Here is a 14,015-nt window from a genome sequence, read left to right as displayed (position 1 = left end):
GAAAGCCTTCCAGTCGTGTTACCACACTTTCGACCCCGTACACCGGATCCCGGCCAACCGCAGGCCCGTAACCAGCACAAACCCGAGACGGACCGAGCTCATGTGTCTACGAACTGCGGAACCCGGGTTGATGTTCTTGCGTCCGGCGAGCCAGTCGGTCAGGTACGCCTCCATGGTTGGTAGTTCGGTGGGGGTGATGTCCAGGTGCAGCGCCCGGCGGATCTGATCCGGGGTGGGGATGGGGGCGCCGGTCTTGACGGCGGTTTCGATGAGGTCGCCGGTCTTGACCGTGACGTGCGAGTCGGTGGGGTCCGGGACGGCGAGCGCAGCCCGGATGCGGCCCAGGACGGCGTCGGCCTCGGCCTGAGTCGTGTAGGGCCCGTGGCGTAGCGGGCGGCGGATGCCGTCTGCGCTGGCGGGGAGTTCGATCTGCCAGTGCCATTGGCCGTGGTTGCGGGACCAGCCGCCGCCGGGCCGGCGAAGCTGGGGACAGGAGCGTCCCAGTCGCCGGCCCGTGGCGGTGTCGCGGCAGCCGCAGCGTTTGAAGGTGGATCCCTTCACTCATCGTCTCCTGGGTGCTCCGTACGGTGCCGCCAGCGGTGATGGGTGGAATCCGCTGGTGGCGGGGTCGTCGCATCCACGCTCACCTTCGCGTCGGGATCAAGTCGCCGGCTGCCGCCGGCCGGAGCCGGGTCGTCGAGCAGAAGGAGGTGGAGGAGGCCGGCGACCGGGACGATGATGCGGCTGCCGGCGCGGATCAGTGGTGCGGGGAAGGCGTCGGTGGCGGCGAGTCGGTAGGCCTGGGATCGGCTGATCCCGAGAACCGACGCGGCCGTGGCGAGGGTAGTCGTCACGCCGAGGGCGCGGACGCGGACGCGGTCGACGGTCCACACCTCGCCGGAGACCTGCGCAAGCGTGGCGGGCGTGGTGTCTGTCGTGGTGTCGGGGGTCTGCTCAGTTGGGTTCACGTAGGTGCTCATGATTCGGGGTTCTCCTGCCCGTTCGGTGGATGTCTGAGGTGCGTGGGTTCGATAGGACTCGTCGGTCGGGGCAGCCTCGCGCCGTCCAGCGCGCTGGCGTGCATCGCCTGCTGCTGACTTGAGGGCGGTTGTGCCATCAGGGTCACCGGTGGAGTTGGCTCCGCCTGCGGCGCGGGCGCCGAGGCCGCCTCAGCTTTGAAAATCTTGAGGAGTTCGGATACCCGGGTGTTGGACACGGTGTAGCCGGCTCCCCGGAGGGCTTCGGCGAGCGCCGCCCGGGTCAATGCCTGCCCGTCCGCGATGAGTTGGTCGCGGACGCGTCGCGCCGCCGCCAGCAGCTTGGCCACGTCGCCGGAGTGCTGCGCGGACCGTCCCCTGCCTACTTCGCGGCGACGGCGATCCCGGTCGTCTGGCTGATGGCCGGCGTCCAGCCCGCGGACGGTCCGCGCGCTGGACCGCTTCCCCGCCGTCCCGGCGGACCGCGTCCTCTCGGCGGGTCCGCTCTGGGGCGCGGTTTGCGTGGGCTGGTCCGGCAGATGGTGTGCGGTCCGGGCGGCGTTGGTTGAGGGCTTGGTGCCGGCGTAACCGAGAGCGACCTTGACCATGACAAGGAAGCCGAGAGCGGGTACGGCCGCGGCGATCCAGCCGATCGGTGACGGCTCGGCCTCCACGACCTGCGCGGCGAGAGACAGCGTGACCGCGCAGGCCAGCACGCTCGCGGGGAACACCGTCGGGGTGTGGGCGCGTTTGCGGCGGCGCAACTCCAGGCCGGAGGCGATGGACATCAGCTCCAGGACGATCGCGTCGGCCCAGGCCAGCCAGCCCGGTTGGCCGTGGGCGGCGGCGACGTTGTGGACGTGGGTGAAGCTGGCCGCTCCCGCCGCCCCACCAATCGCCAGCATGATCACGATCTGGACGCCGCCCTCGATGCGGCTGCTGCGCAAACCAGCGTTCGGGTCAGGAACCGATGCCGTCGTGGCGGACCACCTCCCCGGACCGGGCTGCGGCGAAGGCTCGTCCGCCACCTCTGTAGGGCCGGAACGGTACGCGGACGGTCCGGGCGTGGTCGTCCGGGACCTTGGCGGCGGACGGGGACCAGCAGCCTGTCGCGGACCGTCCGCGGTGGGCGCGCGACGATACCTCCGCCCTGTCGCTGCCGGAAGGGACCGGCACTCTCACCGATCTGTCGGGCACAGCTGACCGGGCGCTGACAGACCGGTGAGAGTGGCCCGGTCTTGCTGTCTCCCGCGAGCGCGAGGTACTGTCCGCGGCCGTCTTGCCGCTGCCGGGTATCACGCCGCCTCACCCGCCCGTCCGACGTCAACGACGTACGAGGCCAGGTCGGCCAGCCGCTGCCGCTGCCCTCCCCCGCCGGGGACGGCCCAGACCGCCTCAGCGGGACACAGGCCCGCCGTGGCGGCGTAGTCGCGGGCGCCGGTAGCGACGGGCACCTGTGGTGGCGTGTCGGCGAGTAGGCGGCGCAGGTTGGCCTCTCGGGCGGCGGAGTGCAGCCAGAACAGCACCGGCCACGCCCGCCCAATCTTGGCGAACAGCTCCCGGTAGCTGGCCAGCTTGCCGGTCAGCACCGCGAGCTGCTCGCGACCGGTGTCGTACTCGACGAAGAACGGGACCATGACGCCGCTCTCGGTCCAGAGGCCGTAACCGTCCGGGCGCACCCGCGGCTGGTACGCCCGTACCAGGCCCGGATCCTCAAGCCGAGTAAACGTGCCAGAACGCTGGCACGCCGCCTCCGACAACCAGTCGACCAGCTCTGCTCTGGGATTGGTGCGGGCATAGCCAGCCAGTTCGGTGAAGAAGCCGTTCACCCCGAGCCGGTGCGCCAGGCTCCGACTTGAGGTCCAGCGTCGCCGCTCCACGCGGGCGTGGTCACGCCGGGGTGGCCGCTCGTCCCGGCTGGCGGCGACGACCTCGGCGCCGAGCTGGTCGATGACGTAGTGATACGGATACGAGCCCCCGTCGGCGCGCTGTGGCCGGAACCGGGCCACCAGGCGCAGCCGATACAAAGTGCGCAGGCGCCGCTGGCAGAAGTCCAGCGACGAGAACAGCGCCTGGGCGATCTGGAACGACGGCAACACACCGTGGTCGTACAGCCAGCCCAGCAGCACCCGATCCCGATCGGTCAGCTGCGACTGAACCCGCAGAACCGGATCATCCACCAACCACCACCTCCCTCGACACGGATGCTGCTCCCCAGGGGGAGAGACCCGAGACCAGGCAGGGTCTGTCGCAGGACAAGGCTCCAGCGCTGACAGACGGGCTGACCTGCGGTGTGAGAAGGAACAGGGGGTCCGTTCGGGGATCCGGCTGAAGACTGACCCCGACGGGGACGTCAAGCCCGACCCCCGAACGGAGGTCAAGCCGGAATCTGTCACCGTCAGCGACCCTGGCAGCGGAGAGACGTGGGGAGAACAAGGGAACTCCTCTGTGGTGTTGAAGAAGTGGTCGCCGCCGGTGCGGCACCTGCGGCGGTACGCCGCGCTGCCTGCCGGAAGACCGGGGCGCGCGGCCGAACCAGCGCCCGGCAACTCACGGAGGGCGAGCAGGCGCGATCCGCTCTGGAGATGTCAAGGAACGTGCCGGCCCACTACCGGGCCGGCACTGCGGATGAGTTCAGCGCCCTCCGCGCCGGGTTGCCGGGGCCGTAGCGTCGCCGGCTGAACGTGGACTGGGGCTGGTTGACCTCGGCGCTGCGGCGACTGGACCTGCCCGATCCACGGGTCGCGCCCAGGGCCGCAGCGCGGGACACGTGTACGCCGACCTGCTGCAGCACCCCGTTGCTAAAGCGCTGACCTGCGCCGATACGAGCGCTGGAATTTTGGAAGCGGCCGGGAATGGGTTTGGGGAAGCGCTGGCGGCCGGTGGGCTCTGCCTGGTCCGTCCGGCGTGGACAGACTCTTGTCGCACCCCGCCGCTACATTCTGTGCGCGCCTTCTAGCCCACAGTTGATCTGGGGAGGTTGAAGTGGCTCGACGCAAGAATCGGCGGCGCCGGGGCAAGCGCAGCGACGGGGTGACGCTCGCCGCGATCGGCGGGGGCCTGCTCGCCGTGTCGGCCGTGGTTCAGGTCGTGCGCGAGCACCCGGTCATTGCCTCCCTGGTCGTGCTCGCCGCGCTCGCCGGCCTGAGCGCCTGGGTGTACTTACGGTGGGCAGGCGAGCGGCAGTTGGCCGAGCACGAGCGCAACGTGGCGGTCACCGACCACATGTCTGGGCCGGAGTTCGAGCAGTTCGTCGCGCGGCTGATGCGCGCCAGCGGATACCGCAACGTCACGGTCTCCGGGGGCTCCGGCGACATGGGCGCCGACGTGATCGGGCAGTCACCGTGCGGGCGCCGGGTGGTGGTCCAGTGCAAGCGGTACAAGGGCAACCTGGGAAGCCCACACGTCCAGCGGTTCGCCGGGACGGCCCGCGAGATCCACCGCGCTGACGTCGCGCTGTTGGTGACCACCGGCCGCCCGACCGCGCAGGCGCGGGATGTGGCGCTGCGCTGCCGCATCATGCTGGTGGACCGGCCAGCGCTGGCCCGGTGGGTCAGCACACAGGCGCTCCATCTGGAGCACTGAGCCAAGCCCGCGGAAGCGCCGGCGCCGGGCTGGTGGGTCAGCGAGACTTGTGCACCATGACAAGAAGATGATCATGAGGATCAGCCCGAACCAGAAGCTCCAGACACCGTTGACCCTGTGGTAACCTCGCCGGCCATCACCCGTGTTGATCACTTTGGGCAAGGAGGGCACAATCGCAGGGTGATCGCGAGCGTGTTCTTCGACGTGGGCGAGACGATCGTCGACGAGTCCCGGGAGTACGGGACCTGGGCGGACTGGCTGGGCGTACCCCGGCACACCTTCTCGGCGGTCTTCGGGGCGGTGATCGCTCGCGGCCTGGACTACCGGGAGACGTTCCAGGTCTTCCGGCCGGGGTTCGACCTGGCCGAGGAGCGGAAGCGCCGAGCTGCGGTTGGCCAGCCGGAGCACTTCTCCGAGGAGAACCTGTACCCGGATGCTCGGCCGTGCCTGGCCGCGCTGCGCGAGTTGGGCGTGCAGGTCGGCCTGGCCGGAAACCAGACCGCACGGGCAGAGACGATCCTGCGCGCTTTGGACCTGCCGGTGGACGTGATCGGCACGTCGGACGGCTGGGGCGTGGAGAAGCCATCGGCGGCGTTCTTCGACCGCGTCGCCGCGGAGGCGGGCTGCCCCTCCGATCAGGTGCTGTACGTCGGGGACCGGCTGGACAACGACATCCGGCCCGCACAAGAGGCCGGGATCGTGCCCGCGCTGGTGCGGCGCGGCCCTTGGGGGCACATGCTCGATGACAGGGCGGTCAGCGAGCGCTGTCTGTTCCGGCTCGACTCGCTGGCTGAGCTGCCCGAACTGGTACGCAAGCACAACGAGTCAGCGGCTTAGCTGCAACGTAGTAGCCCGGGGCGATGCTGCTCTTACCCGAGCCGAGGTTCCCGGGCGCAGACGAGGGCTGTGTTCGGGGCTGTCGGTGGCAACGGCGTCAGCGGCCACGGTGCCGTGCCCCCTCGAAGTCAGTCGTTGCGGACGGTGAGGCCTAGGGCGTGGATGGCCAGCTGGGTGAGGTCAGGCAGTTGGTCCTCGCCGAGGGTGACGCCCTGCAGATTCTCGAGGGGTGCCTTGAGCCCTTGGAGGCGGCTGCCGCGCAGGTCGGTGCCGTCGAGGTGGCAGGAGTCCAGTTCCAGGCCAGCGAGGTCGCAGGACCGCAGAGCTAGGCCAGGCAGCCGGCAGGAGGACCAGGTGGCGTTGGCGAGGATGCAGTCGGTGAAGGCAACCGAGCCGGCGGCGGTAACGCGTTGGAGGGCGGAGTAGTCGAAGCGGCACCCGTCGAACAGGACCTCCTTGAGCCGGACGTCGGTGAGTCTGGTGCCGGTGAACCGTGAGCCGGTGATCGCGCATCGCTCGATGGTGGTGCCGGTCAGGGTCGCACCGGAGAAGTCGGTGCGGGTGATCTCGCAGCCGTAGAGACTGCCGGCTTCCCAGGTGCTCTCGCTGAGGTCGCCACCGGTGATCAGGCTGCTGCGGATGCTAGTTCCCTCAAGCTGCGCACCGCGCCGGGAGGCGCCGTCGACGATGGCCTCGGTGAGGTCGTCGGCCAGGTCGCTGGTGCTGTCGAGGTCATCCGGGTCGAGGTCCGGCAGCAGGATCTTGACGTCGCCAACTGTCGTGGTGCGCATATGTCCTCAACCTGTGTAGGCGCGGGGTGGGCATGCCACCCCGCGCATTCCGTGGCGGGGCTACTTCTTCTTGTTCCAGTTGTCCCAGCCGGGCCGGCTGTCGAACTTCCCCCGGTTGTCCCAGGTGGGCCGGTTGTCGAACTTCGCCGCGTCGATCGACGCTACCGACCGATCGGGATCGACGCCGAGGCGGATGAGCTGTTCGGGTGCAGCGTTGACGAGGGTCGCCAGGGCGTTGGTCATGGTGCTCCTCCTTGAGGGGTGAGGTGGTCCGCAGCGGCGCGGACGAGGGCTTGCCGGGTGTTGCGGCAGTAGGTGGTCTCGCGAGCGGCAAACGTCCCGTGCTCGAAGTAGCGGTTGCCGGCCTGGGCGCCCCGGCAGAACTCGTAGAAGGCGCAGTGATCGGCGCAGTCGTTGAGCGCGGTAACGAATTCGGCGACGTAGCGCAGGTCACCCGCGCGGGCAAGCATGGCGGGGATCGGCTCGCCGAGGACGTTGCCGGCGATGAAGTCGCCGTATCGCGGGTCGGTGATGCCTAGCAGCTCCGGTGACAGCAGCACCACCTGCCCATCCCAAGAGACGGTCGGGATCGGCTCGTACGGGGCATGGTCGACGTGCCCAGCGCGGGTGGCGGCGACATAGTCGGCCAGCCGGTCCACGTCGCGAATCCGCAGCGGGTTGCCGCCGACGCGGCGCTTAATGAGGTGCTGCCAGAACCGGTAAGCAGCGTCCTCCGGCACCGCCGCCCGGTCGGCGCCCTCCTGCTCTTCGATGTTGAAGCCCACCGACTCGCAGCCGGGCAGGCCGGTGAAGAAGTCGACGAGGGCGTCCGCGTGGTCGATGGTTTCCGGTGTGACGACGCAGATCACCGAATACTTCAAACCGGCGTCGGCCAAGGCCTGCATACCGTGCAGGGTTCGGGTGTCCGTCCGGCTGCCGGCCCAGTCGAGGCGGTTACGGTTCAACGCGCCTGGTCCGTCAATGCTGACCCCGACCTCGAACCCATAAGTGCTGAACAGCTCGCACCACTGTCGGTTGATCAGCGTGGCGTTCGCCTGGATCTCATGACGCACCATCCCCGCACGCCGCAGCTCCTCGAACGGGGCCAGCAGATCCCGAAACAGGCCGATGGGTGTGGCGGTGGGTTCGCCCCCATGCCATACGACGCTCACCGGATGACTGCTGTTCTGCTGCGCGATCGACTCGGCGCACCCCTTCGCCACCGCATCGCTCATCAGGCGGCGGGATCTGCGGTCGGGCAGGTAGCAGTAGGTGCAGGAGAGGTTGCAGAAGCTGGTCGGCTGCACGACCAGGGTGTGGAAGGTGCTCGCGATCGCCGGCTGACCGTTCGCTTTGATGACGCCGATGCCGTTCACAGTGACGTCTCCTCGCCTTGGGTGACCCCGATCGTGATGACCCGGTAGGCGCGGGTGTGCCGGGCGGGCCAGCCGAGGAACCGGTCGAACATGTCGGCGGCGCTGCCCGTCTCGCTGGGGTTGAGCCGGTGCAGATCGTCGATCGCGTCGTGCAGGCAGCTGGCCAGGTAGAGGAACAGGCTCACCATGCTGTCCTGGTACTCGGCGAGGAGAGCGAGTTTCGCCGCCCCGCAGGGCCACGGCTGTCCGCACCGGCGGCACAGCCACAGCGGGCGCAACGGCAGATGCTCCACCGGTGCGGGCGCGACCCGAAGGGCCGAAACGTGTGGCTGCTCCCTGGTCATCGGCGATCGCCTTCTCGGGCCTGCTGCTCGAATAGCCGACGCCAGACGTGGGTGAGCAACGGCGGATCAACAGGCCGCGCCTGCCGCCGCGCGGGCACGTGCGCAATGGTCTCAGGTCGCCAGGACTGGTCGGCCCGCGCATTGATCGAGACGTACACCGTCATTCCGACACTCCCAGCCGAGCCGGCGAGCGGTGGGCTCGCCGGGGGAAAGGCGAGCCCACCGCCGCACCGCGGCGGCTGGGAGTAGTCCGCCGATCACTCACCCACGCAGCCCCCATGGCAGTACGCAGGCGAGGCCCCAGCCGCACGCGTAGAGGGGCGTTACACGATGGGGCCGGCCGACGTTCCGGGGCATACCCGTGCCGTCCAGTGATCCCGTCGTTCATATCGAACTCCCTGGCGCGAGGCTGCGATTGCGCGCCGGTCGCCTACTCCCCAGGAGCAGCGCACCGGCACGATCAGGTTCGCTCGGCAGGCGCGCCGATGGGGATGTCCTGGCGGTGCACTCACGGTGCACCTGCAAGCACGCCGAGTGCCGTTACGATCGTCCGGCTGACAACTGTCGTCACGGGAAGGACGTGCGATGGCCGCGGTGACGACCTGGACCGGCCGGGAAGCAAACGCACTGCGCCAAGCGTTGCGGATGAGCGTTACCGGCTTCGCCGAGCACTTGGGCGCGGCCCGTCGGACGGTGGCCAAATGGAGCAGTCAGGGCGACAAGGTCCGTCTGCGTGCCGACATGCAGGCAGCCCTGGACACCGTGCTGACGCGTGCGACCCCCGACGTTCGCGAACGCTTCGAAGCACTGCTGGGAACAGGTACCAACGGTGCACTTGCGGATCCCGCGACGCCGCCCGTCACCGCCACGCACATCCATACTGGCGAAGGCAGCATTCACGACATCGACTCGGACGGCGACGTGCGGCGCAGAAACCTCCTGACAGGCGTGACGATCAGCGGCATGACCCTGCCGAACGTCGCGGCGCTGCTCAACGCACTGGTCGCACCACCCTTCCGAAACACCGAGCCAGTTGCCCTACCGCTCCGGCAGTTCGCTCGAGACGTCGCCGCAGCCAAGACTGACTACCAGGCCTGCCGGTACGAGCAGGTTCTCGCCGGGCTCGTGGCCCTGTTGCCCGCCCTGGAACCGACTCGCGCGGAGGCCGAGGGCGAGCAGCGAGCGCAGGTCGACGCCCTGGCGAGCGACCTGTACCACGTCGTCGGCAGCGTGCTGCTCAAGGTCGGTGACAAGGGCATGGCTCTGGTTGCCGCTGAACGCAGCACCCGCGCCGCCTCAATCAGTCAAGACCCGGTCGCGATGGCCGCCAGCGCGCGGATCATGACCCATGCTCTTATGAGCAACGGCCACAGCAATCAGGCACGGCAGCTTGCCGAAGACGCGGCCGAGATCCTTCATCGTGGCACCCGGCTCGCCTCGACCGACGCGGTCGCCATCTACGGCGCGCTGCTGCTGCGCGGTGCTATCGCCGCAGCCCGTGACGACAACCGAGACAGCGCACAAGCCATGCTCGACGAGGCCTCCCACGCCGCAGGACGACTCGGCTACGACGGCAACGACCGGTGGACCGGGTTCGGTGCCACAAACGTCCTGCTGCACCGCGTCAACATCGCGCTGGCCCTGGGCGACGCCGGCACCGCGATTGCTCTCGCCCGCAAGGTGCCGCTGGACAGTATCGACCTCGCCGAACGCAAGGCCTCCCTGTTCGTCGACGTGGCACGCGCCTATACGCAATGGGGTCGCTACGAGCACGGCCTGAACGCGCTACGCAGCGCGTATGAGGTGGCCCCACAGGAGATCCGGTTCCGACCAGCGGTGCAGGGCATCGCCAGCGACCTGGCAGTCCTCACCCGCGGGCACGTCCGCACCGACGTCATGCACTTCGCCCAGCAAGCTGGAATCCACGTATGACTGGCAACCACCTGCAAATCGTCGTGTGCGCTGCCGGGCCCGCCGCCGACGTGACACAACTGATCACCGCCGCGACGCAAAAGTCCTGGACAACGGCCGTCGCGGCCACCCCCAGCGCCCTTGAGTTCATCGACGCGGATGCGATAGAGCGGCTGACCGGGCACCCTGTCCGTTCCACCTACCGGTCGTCCCCCGGCGCCCGGCGCTCGCTCCCCGCCGCGGACGCGCTCATCATCGCCCCCGCCACCTACAACTCCGTCAACAAGATCGCCCTCGGCATCGCCGACAACTACGCGATGACCACGATCGCCGAGCTGATCGGCCGGCAGGTGCCGACCGTGGTCGTCCCGTTCGTCAACGCCGCCCTGGCCGCCCGGGCCCCCTTCCAACGTGCCGTGGCGGACCTCCGTGGGGAGCACGTCCGGGTCCTTCTCGGGACCGACGACGGATGGGAGCCGCACCCGCCCGGCAGCGGCAACAGCCGCCAGAGGGCATTCCCTTGGGCGACGGCGTTCGAAGCGGCGACCCGGCTGGCCGGCGAGGTGCCGGCCGGCAGCACTCATCGCAGCTGACTCCAACGTGTATCACAGCATCGGAGACATGAGGCGAATCAGGCCCCGAGGTCGGCCAGCCGCCGGGCGATGCCGCCCTCGGCCAGCCTCCACACCTGATCATTGGGCCAATGCCGATACAGCATCTCCCTGTTGGTCACCGCAATCTGCGGTCGTAACGGATCGCGAACCAGGTCGGCCAGCAGTCGCTCTTCCCGCTCGGCGTCCTGAGCGATGATCAACACCGCCCCGACCGGCACCGCCCGATCGGTACGCCGGTAGCCGGTCAACAGTCCACTCAGTCCCGACGTCCGCTTCTCCCGCTCGGCGATGGCGTCGCCTACCGGACCGCGATCGACGTGCACAAGGAACCGCAGGCACCGGCCGTCCTCCAGCCAGACGCCGGAGCCGTCGGCGCGGAGGTGCGCCAGGTCGTGCTGGCGCAGCCATGCCGAGGTCTCCATGGTCGCCAGCCACTGGAACAGCTCACAGCGCCCCGGATTCCGCCGCGACACCTCGACCAACGGCAGGAATAGCATGCCGCCGGCCATACTTGGAGGCCGACGGCCCAGTTGCAGGGGCACCCGCCATCCCAAGGCCACCAGGTTTCCGCGAAGCGCCTCGGCCCCTTTGGCTGTGGCCTCGTACCACCAAGTGTGGGTGCGGTCCTCGTCCGAGCGCTCGCGGTGCACCAGCGCCGCCTCGTGCAGCCAGACCAGGTCCCGGTGAGCCGTCAGCCGCGATACGTCACAGACCAGTGCCACGTCCAGCGTCGACGCCGAACCGTGCTGCGCCAGGAACGACAGGATCCGCCACCGCCGCGGCGACAGCCGCCGCACGGCCACATGGTCACCCATGTCCCGATGATCCTGCCGAACATCAACCGCTCATAGCCATTTCCATCGCTCGTCACGCAACGTGATGTAAGACCCGTCGTCGCGAACGGCCACCAGGACCATCCACACCCGGCGCCGGAGGGCTACGGAACGCCGAAGCAGCGTTGGCGCACCCCGCCGAGCGCCCGCACCCTTCTAATCGTGGGGTTAGGGCGGATTTTGAAGATCACTGTTCACCGAATCATCCGAAGGGACGAGCACAACAGCGCCTACAAGGCGCATAGCGGACAGCGCGCAGTTGATCTCTAGGGGCAGGCCTGCTTCAGAGCCGGCAGCCTGGCGGACGGAGCAAACCGCCGGCGATCAGGTCAACGCCGAGATTGGCTTGACCCACCCGCCGTCACCCTCCGTCACACGTCGTCAACGGGAACGCTGACTCGACGATGGTCGCGGTCCCGGCCACCGGCCTCTGTTCGTGCATCGTGATCACTTCGCCGGGCACCAGACGTCACCACCGCTGCGGGCTGAGCGGAGCCAAGCGGACCACCGCACTCCCGCCAGGCTGAAGATCCGGCTGCGCCTCGACCCAGAGCCGCGCGACGTACAGGTCCGGGTCGCCCGCCGCCGTCACATCGCCGATGTCCCACAGCGGACGGAGGCGCCCGTCGCCGGGAATGGGAGTCCGCCTGCCGCCGGAGACGCCCGAGCCGACGAGCTGAAGGTCGGCGCGAACCACCCCGTGTACGACTTCGAAGCGACGCCAGTGGCACCACCGCTCGGTCCGGGGGAGCCACATCATCCGGGCAGCCGCCGCGAGTAGATCCCAGAAGGCGATCTCGGAGCTAAACGCGTCGCCAAGTTCCACGAGGATGTCCAGCGCGACTTCCCACTCATCATGGTCGAGGTACTCGTTCGCATCGGCCACCGTCGTGCCAGCCTCACCCGTCACGACCGCGGGCACATGACAGGCAGCTCGACGAAGAAGCTCAGGGACATCCACGGCATGGATCTTCCCGCATGATCCACAGGACGCCACGCCCCGCAAAGGAGCCAGAGCCAAGATCGGCCATGAGAACCCCACGGACGGGCCACGTCTCGACCAGCACCCCGGCCGCCGGCCACGCGCGGTTGGGTAGCTTGTGTCCACGGTCACGGCACCGCGTCCATGGCCTGCCGGAGCCGTCCAACCGCTCCCGAGCACCCGGCCATCGGCGGGGAAACGAAAAAGGCCCCGACCCGGCGTGAAAAGCCAGGTCGGAGCCTTGATTGCTGGTGCGCCGCCAGGGACTCGAACCCCGAACCCGCGGATTAAGAGTCCGCTGCTCTGCCAGTTGAGCTAGCGGCGCTCGCTGGCAACGGGGAGAACATTAGCACGCCCCCGAAGCCGGGTTCCAATCCGATCCCGGGCTCCCCCCTTCGGTCGAGCTTAAGCCGCGAAAGCGACAAACACCCCCGGCGTATGGCCAGCGGGACCAGGGGAGCGCCGCCGATGCGGCACGATGTCCGCCAGGTACGCGAGAACAGAGGTGGGGATGGGCAGGTTCGCGCGGGCCGGGGCGATGGTGGGAGCCCTCGGCCTGGTGGCATCGCTGGCTCTGACGGGTTGCGGCGACGGTCCGAAGAAGGCCGAATTCGTGGACGGGGCGGCGCCGAGCGCCAGCGCCGGCGCCTCGGCCGATCCGTCGACTCCGGCCGTCCCGACCGGCCCGGCGCTGTCGGTCAGCCCGGCCGACGGGGCGAAGAACCGGCCGGTCAGCTCGGAGATCGGCGCCAAGCTGCCGGACGGCGGAAAGGTGTCCAGCGTCACGCTGACCACCGCGGACGGCAAGCAGGTCGACGGCAAGCTGCGCACCGACGGCTCCGCCTGGGTGCCCTCGGCGCCGTTGAAGTGGGGCACCCGCTACACCGCCACCGTCACCGCGACCGGGGCAGATGGTCAGACCAGCCAGGGCACCAGCACGTTCACCACGATGGCCAAGCCCAGGTCGATGATCAGCTCCGGGCTCTACCTCTTCGACGACAAGACCTACGGCGTGGCGATGCCGGTGGTCGCCGAGTTCCACCCGGGCATCCCGAAGAAGGACCGGGCCGCGGTGCAGAAGCGGATGTTCGTCAGCACCGACCCGCCGCAGCCGGGCGCGTGGCACTGGGTCGACAACGGCACCCAGGCCTACTACCGGGCGCCGGAGTACTGGAAGCCGGGCACCACGCTCACCGTGCGGATCGCGCTGGCCGGGATCCCGCTGAGCAACGGCCGGTACGGCAACGTCGACCGGAAGGCCACCGCCAAGATCGGCCGGGCGTTCGAGATGAAGGTCGACAACGCCGACAAGCAGATGCGGGTGTACGAGGACGGCCAACTGGTCCGCACCCTGCCGGTCAGCCTGGGCAAGCGGAAGACCCCCTCCTCCAGCGGCACCATGGTGGTGATGGAGAAGAAGGAGTCGACCGTCTTCGACACCCGCGACGACCCCGATCCGGCGAACCGCTACGTCACCGAGATCGACTTCGCGCAGCGGCTCACCTGGGGTGGCGAGTACATCCACGCCGCCCCCTGGTCGGAGCACGTGCAGGGCCGGCAGAACGTCTCGCACGGCTGCGTGAACGTCTCGACGGCCAACGCCCGGTGGCTGTTCGGCAAGACGAAGATCGGCGATCCGATCACCATCAAGGGCACCGAGCGACGGCTGGCCCCCGGCAACGGATGGACGGCCTGGAGCGTGAGCTGGTCGGAGTTCGTCAAGGGCAGCGCCCTCCCGGTCCCCGACGGCGGCGCCGCCCACCGT

The 14,015-nt window shown here is 69.1% G+C and carries 15 protein-coding genes, 1 tRNA gene and 1 pseudogene; 5 read left to right on the top strand and 12 right to left on the bottom strand.

The genetic code is table 11. The features are described 5' to 3' along the window. Nucleotides 1–119 precede the first annotated feature (119 nt). The 4 genes and pseudogenes from DLJ47_RS00575 to DLJ47_RS00560 all read right to left on the bottom strand — a co-directional run. Nucleotides 120–561: pseudogene (locus DLJ47_RS00575) on the bottom strand (site-specific integrase); the annotation flags it as partial. Further along, on the bottom strand, nucleotides 558–980 hold the full coding sequence (locus DLJ47_RS00570) for a helix-turn-helix transcriptional regulator (RefSeq protein ID WP_109898156.1): 423 nt from the start codon (nucleotides 978–980) through the stop codon (nucleotides 558–560). The gene DLJ47_RS00570 and the pseudogene DLJ47_RS00575, both read right to left, overlap by 4 nt. Then, nucleotides 977–1,882, bottom strand: a complete 906-nt coding sequence (locus DLJ47_RS00565) for a DUF2637 domain-containing protein (protein ID WP_109898157.1) — start codon at nucleotides 1,880–1,882, stop codon at nucleotides 977–979. The genes DLJ47_RS00570 and DLJ47_RS00565 overlap by 4 nt, the downstream gene beginning before the upstream one ends. A gap of 390 nt (nucleotides 1,883–2,272) precedes the next feature. Continuing rightward, entirely contained in the window at nucleotides 2,273–3,157 is an 885-nt protein-coding gene (locus DLJ47_RS00560) for a replication-relaxation family protein (protein WP_109898155.1), read from the bottom strand. 805 nt (nucleotides 3,158–3,962) lie between these two features. Here DLJ47_RS00560 and DLJ47_RS00555 point away from each other — a divergent pair. Continuing rightward, complete coding sequence (locus DLJ47_RS00555; RefSeq protein WP_146227985.1) at nucleotides 3,963–4,562, top strand: restriction endonuclease; 600 nt, start codon at nucleotides 3,963–3,965, stop codon at nucleotides 4,560–4,562. A gap of 180 nt (nucleotides 4,563–4,742) precedes the next feature. Continuing rightward, the gene (locus DLJ47_RS00550) at nucleotides 4,743–5,399 is read left to right on the top strand and encodes an HAD family hydrolase (protein ID WP_109898153.1); all 657 of its coding nucleotides are present in this window, start codon (nucleotides 4,743–4,745) and stop codon (nucleotides 5,397–5,399) included. A gap of 128 nt (nucleotides 5,400–5,527) precedes the next feature. Here the strand turns inward: DLJ47_RS00550 and DLJ47_RS00545 are convergent, their stop codons facing one another. The 5 genes from DLJ47_RS00545 to amcA (DLJ47_RS36100) are packed head-to-tail and all read right to left on the bottom strand — an operon-like array spanning nucleotide 5,528 to nucleotide 8,074. Further along, nucleotides 5,528–6,190, bottom strand: coding sequence for a pentapeptide repeat-containing protein (locus DLJ47_RS00545; protein ID WP_109898152.1), 663 nt, complete (start codon nucleotides 6,188–6,190; stop codon nucleotides 5,528–5,530). A gap of 60 nt (nucleotides 6,191–6,250) precedes the next feature. Continuing rightward, nucleotides 6,251–6,433 carry a multiple cyclophane-containing RiPP AmcA gene (gene amcA, locus DLJ47_RS00540; RefSeq protein WP_109898151.1) on the bottom strand — a complete coding sequence of 61 codons (183 nt, stop codon included), beginning with the start codon at nucleotides 6,431–6,433 and terminating at the stop codon, nucleotides 6,251–6,253. Further along, complete coding sequence (gene amcB, locus DLJ47_RS00535; protein WP_109898150.1) at nucleotides 6,430–7,566, bottom strand: cyclophane-forming radical SAM peptide maturase AmcB; 1,137 nt, start codon at nucleotides 7,564–7,566, stop codon at nucleotides 6,430–6,432. The genes amcA (DLJ47_RS00540) and amcB overlap by 4 nt, the downstream gene beginning before the upstream one ends. Next, on the bottom strand, nucleotides 7,563–7,910 hold the full coding sequence (locus DLJ47_RS00530; protein ID WP_109898149.1) for a hypothetical protein: 348 nt from the start codon (nucleotides 7,908–7,910) through the stop codon (nucleotides 7,563–7,565). Before DLJ47_RS00530 ends, amcB begins: the two co-directional genes overlap by 4 nt. Next, a complete protein-coding gene (gene amcA, locus DLJ47_RS36100; protein WP_199235636.1) occupies nucleotides 7,907–8,074 on the bottom strand; it encodes a multiple cyclophane-containing RiPP AmcA in 168 nt (55 codons plus the stop codon). The genes DLJ47_RS00530 and amcA (DLJ47_RS36100) overlap by 4 nt, the downstream gene beginning before the upstream one ends. Before the next feature lie 421 nt (nucleotides 8,075–8,495). On the opposite strand from amcA (DLJ47_RS36100), the gene DLJ47_RS00525 reads away from it, so the two are divergent. Continuing rightward, nucleotides 8,496–9,842, top strand: a complete 1,347-nt coding sequence (locus DLJ47_RS00525) for a hypothetical protein (protein ID WP_109898148.1) — start codon at nucleotides 8,496–8,498, stop codon at nucleotides 9,840–9,842. Beyond that, nucleotides 9,839–10,414 carry a flavoprotein gene (locus DLJ47_RS00520; RefSeq protein WP_109898147.1) on the top strand — a complete coding sequence of 192 codons (576 nt, stop codon included), beginning with the start codon at nucleotides 9,839–9,841 and terminating at the stop codon, nucleotides 10,412–10,414. Before DLJ47_RS00525 ends, DLJ47_RS00520 begins: the two co-directional genes overlap by 4 nt. A 38-nt stretch (nucleotides 10,415–10,452) precedes the next feature. Here the strand turns inward: DLJ47_RS00520 and DLJ47_RS00515 are convergent, their stop codons facing one another. The 3 genes from DLJ47_RS00515 to DLJ47_RS00505 form a co-directional block, all read right to left on the bottom strand. Then, nucleotides 10,453–11,250, bottom strand: coding sequence for a DeoR family transcriptional regulator (locus tag DLJ47_RS00515; RefSeq protein WP_199235635.1), 798 nt, complete (start codon nucleotides 11,248–11,250; stop codon nucleotides 10,453–10,455). 487 nt (nucleotides 11,251–11,737) lie between these two features. Next, entirely contained in the window at nucleotides 11,738–12,229 is a 492-nt protein-coding gene (locus DLJ47_RS00510) for a hypothetical protein (RefSeq protein ID WP_233257587.1), read from the bottom strand. 270 nt (nucleotides 12,230–12,499) lie between these two features. Further along, a tRNA-Lys gene (locus DLJ47_RS00505) sits at nucleotides 12,500–12,575 on the bottom strand. A gap of 186 nt (nucleotides 12,576–12,761) precedes the next feature. On the opposite strand from DLJ47_RS00505, the gene DLJ47_RS00500 reads away from it, so the two are divergent. Next, nucleotides 12,762–14,015 (top strand): L,D-transpeptidase (locus tag DLJ47_RS00500; protein WP_109898146.1); only part of this gene is annotated, 1,254 nt, incomplete at its 3' end.

Origin of the sequence: Micromonospora sp. S4605 (assembly GCF_003176715.1) — a bacterium.
Taxonomy (GTDB): domain Bacteria; phylum Actinomycetota; class Actinomycetes; order Mycobacteriales; family Micromonosporaceae; genus Micromonospora; species Micromonospora echinaurantiaca.
This window is presented reverse-complemented; position numbering and strand designations above follow the sequence as displayed.

What these genes read in the sequence shown, in the direction of transcription:
- DLJ47_RS00570 (WP_109898156.1), bottom strand. Translation starts at nt 980, where the DNA reads ATGAGCACCTACGTGAACCCAACTGAGCAGACCCCCGACACCACGACA.
- DLJ47_RS00565 (WP_109898157.1), bottom strand. Translation starts at nt 1,882, where the DNA reads ATGCTGGCGATTGGTGGGGCGGCGGGAGCGGCCAGCTTCACCCACGTC.
- DLJ47_RS00545 (WP_109898152.1), bottom strand. Translation starts at nt 6,190, where the DNA reads ATGCGCACCACGACAGTTGGCGACGTCAAGATCCTGCTGCCGGACCTC.
- amcA (WP_109898151.1), bottom strand. Translation starts at nt 6,433, where the DNA reads ATGACCAACGCCCTGGCGACCCTCGTCAACGCTGCACCCGAACAGCTC.
- DLJ47_RS00530 (WP_109898149.1), bottom strand. Translation starts at nt 7,910, where the DNA reads ATGACCAGGGAGCAGCCACACGTTTCGGCCCTTCGGGTCGCGCCCGCA.
- amcA (WP_199235636.1), bottom strand. Translation starts at nt 8,074, where the DNA reads ATGACGGTGTACGTCTCGATCAATGCGCGGGCCGACCAGTCCTGGCGA.
- DLJ47_RS00525 (WP_109898148.1), top strand. Translation starts at nt 8,496, where the DNA reads ATGGCCGCGGTGACGACCTGGACCGGCCGGGAAGCAAACGCACTGCGC.
- DLJ47_RS00520 (WP_109898147.1), top strand. Translation starts at nt 9,839, where the DNA reads ATGACTGGCAACCACCTGCAAATCGTCGTGTGCGCTGCCGGGCCCGCC.
- DLJ47_RS00515 (WP_199235635.1), bottom strand. Translation starts at nt 11,250, where the DNA reads ATGGGTGACCATGTGGCCGTGCGGCGGCTGTCGCCGCGGCGGTGGCGG.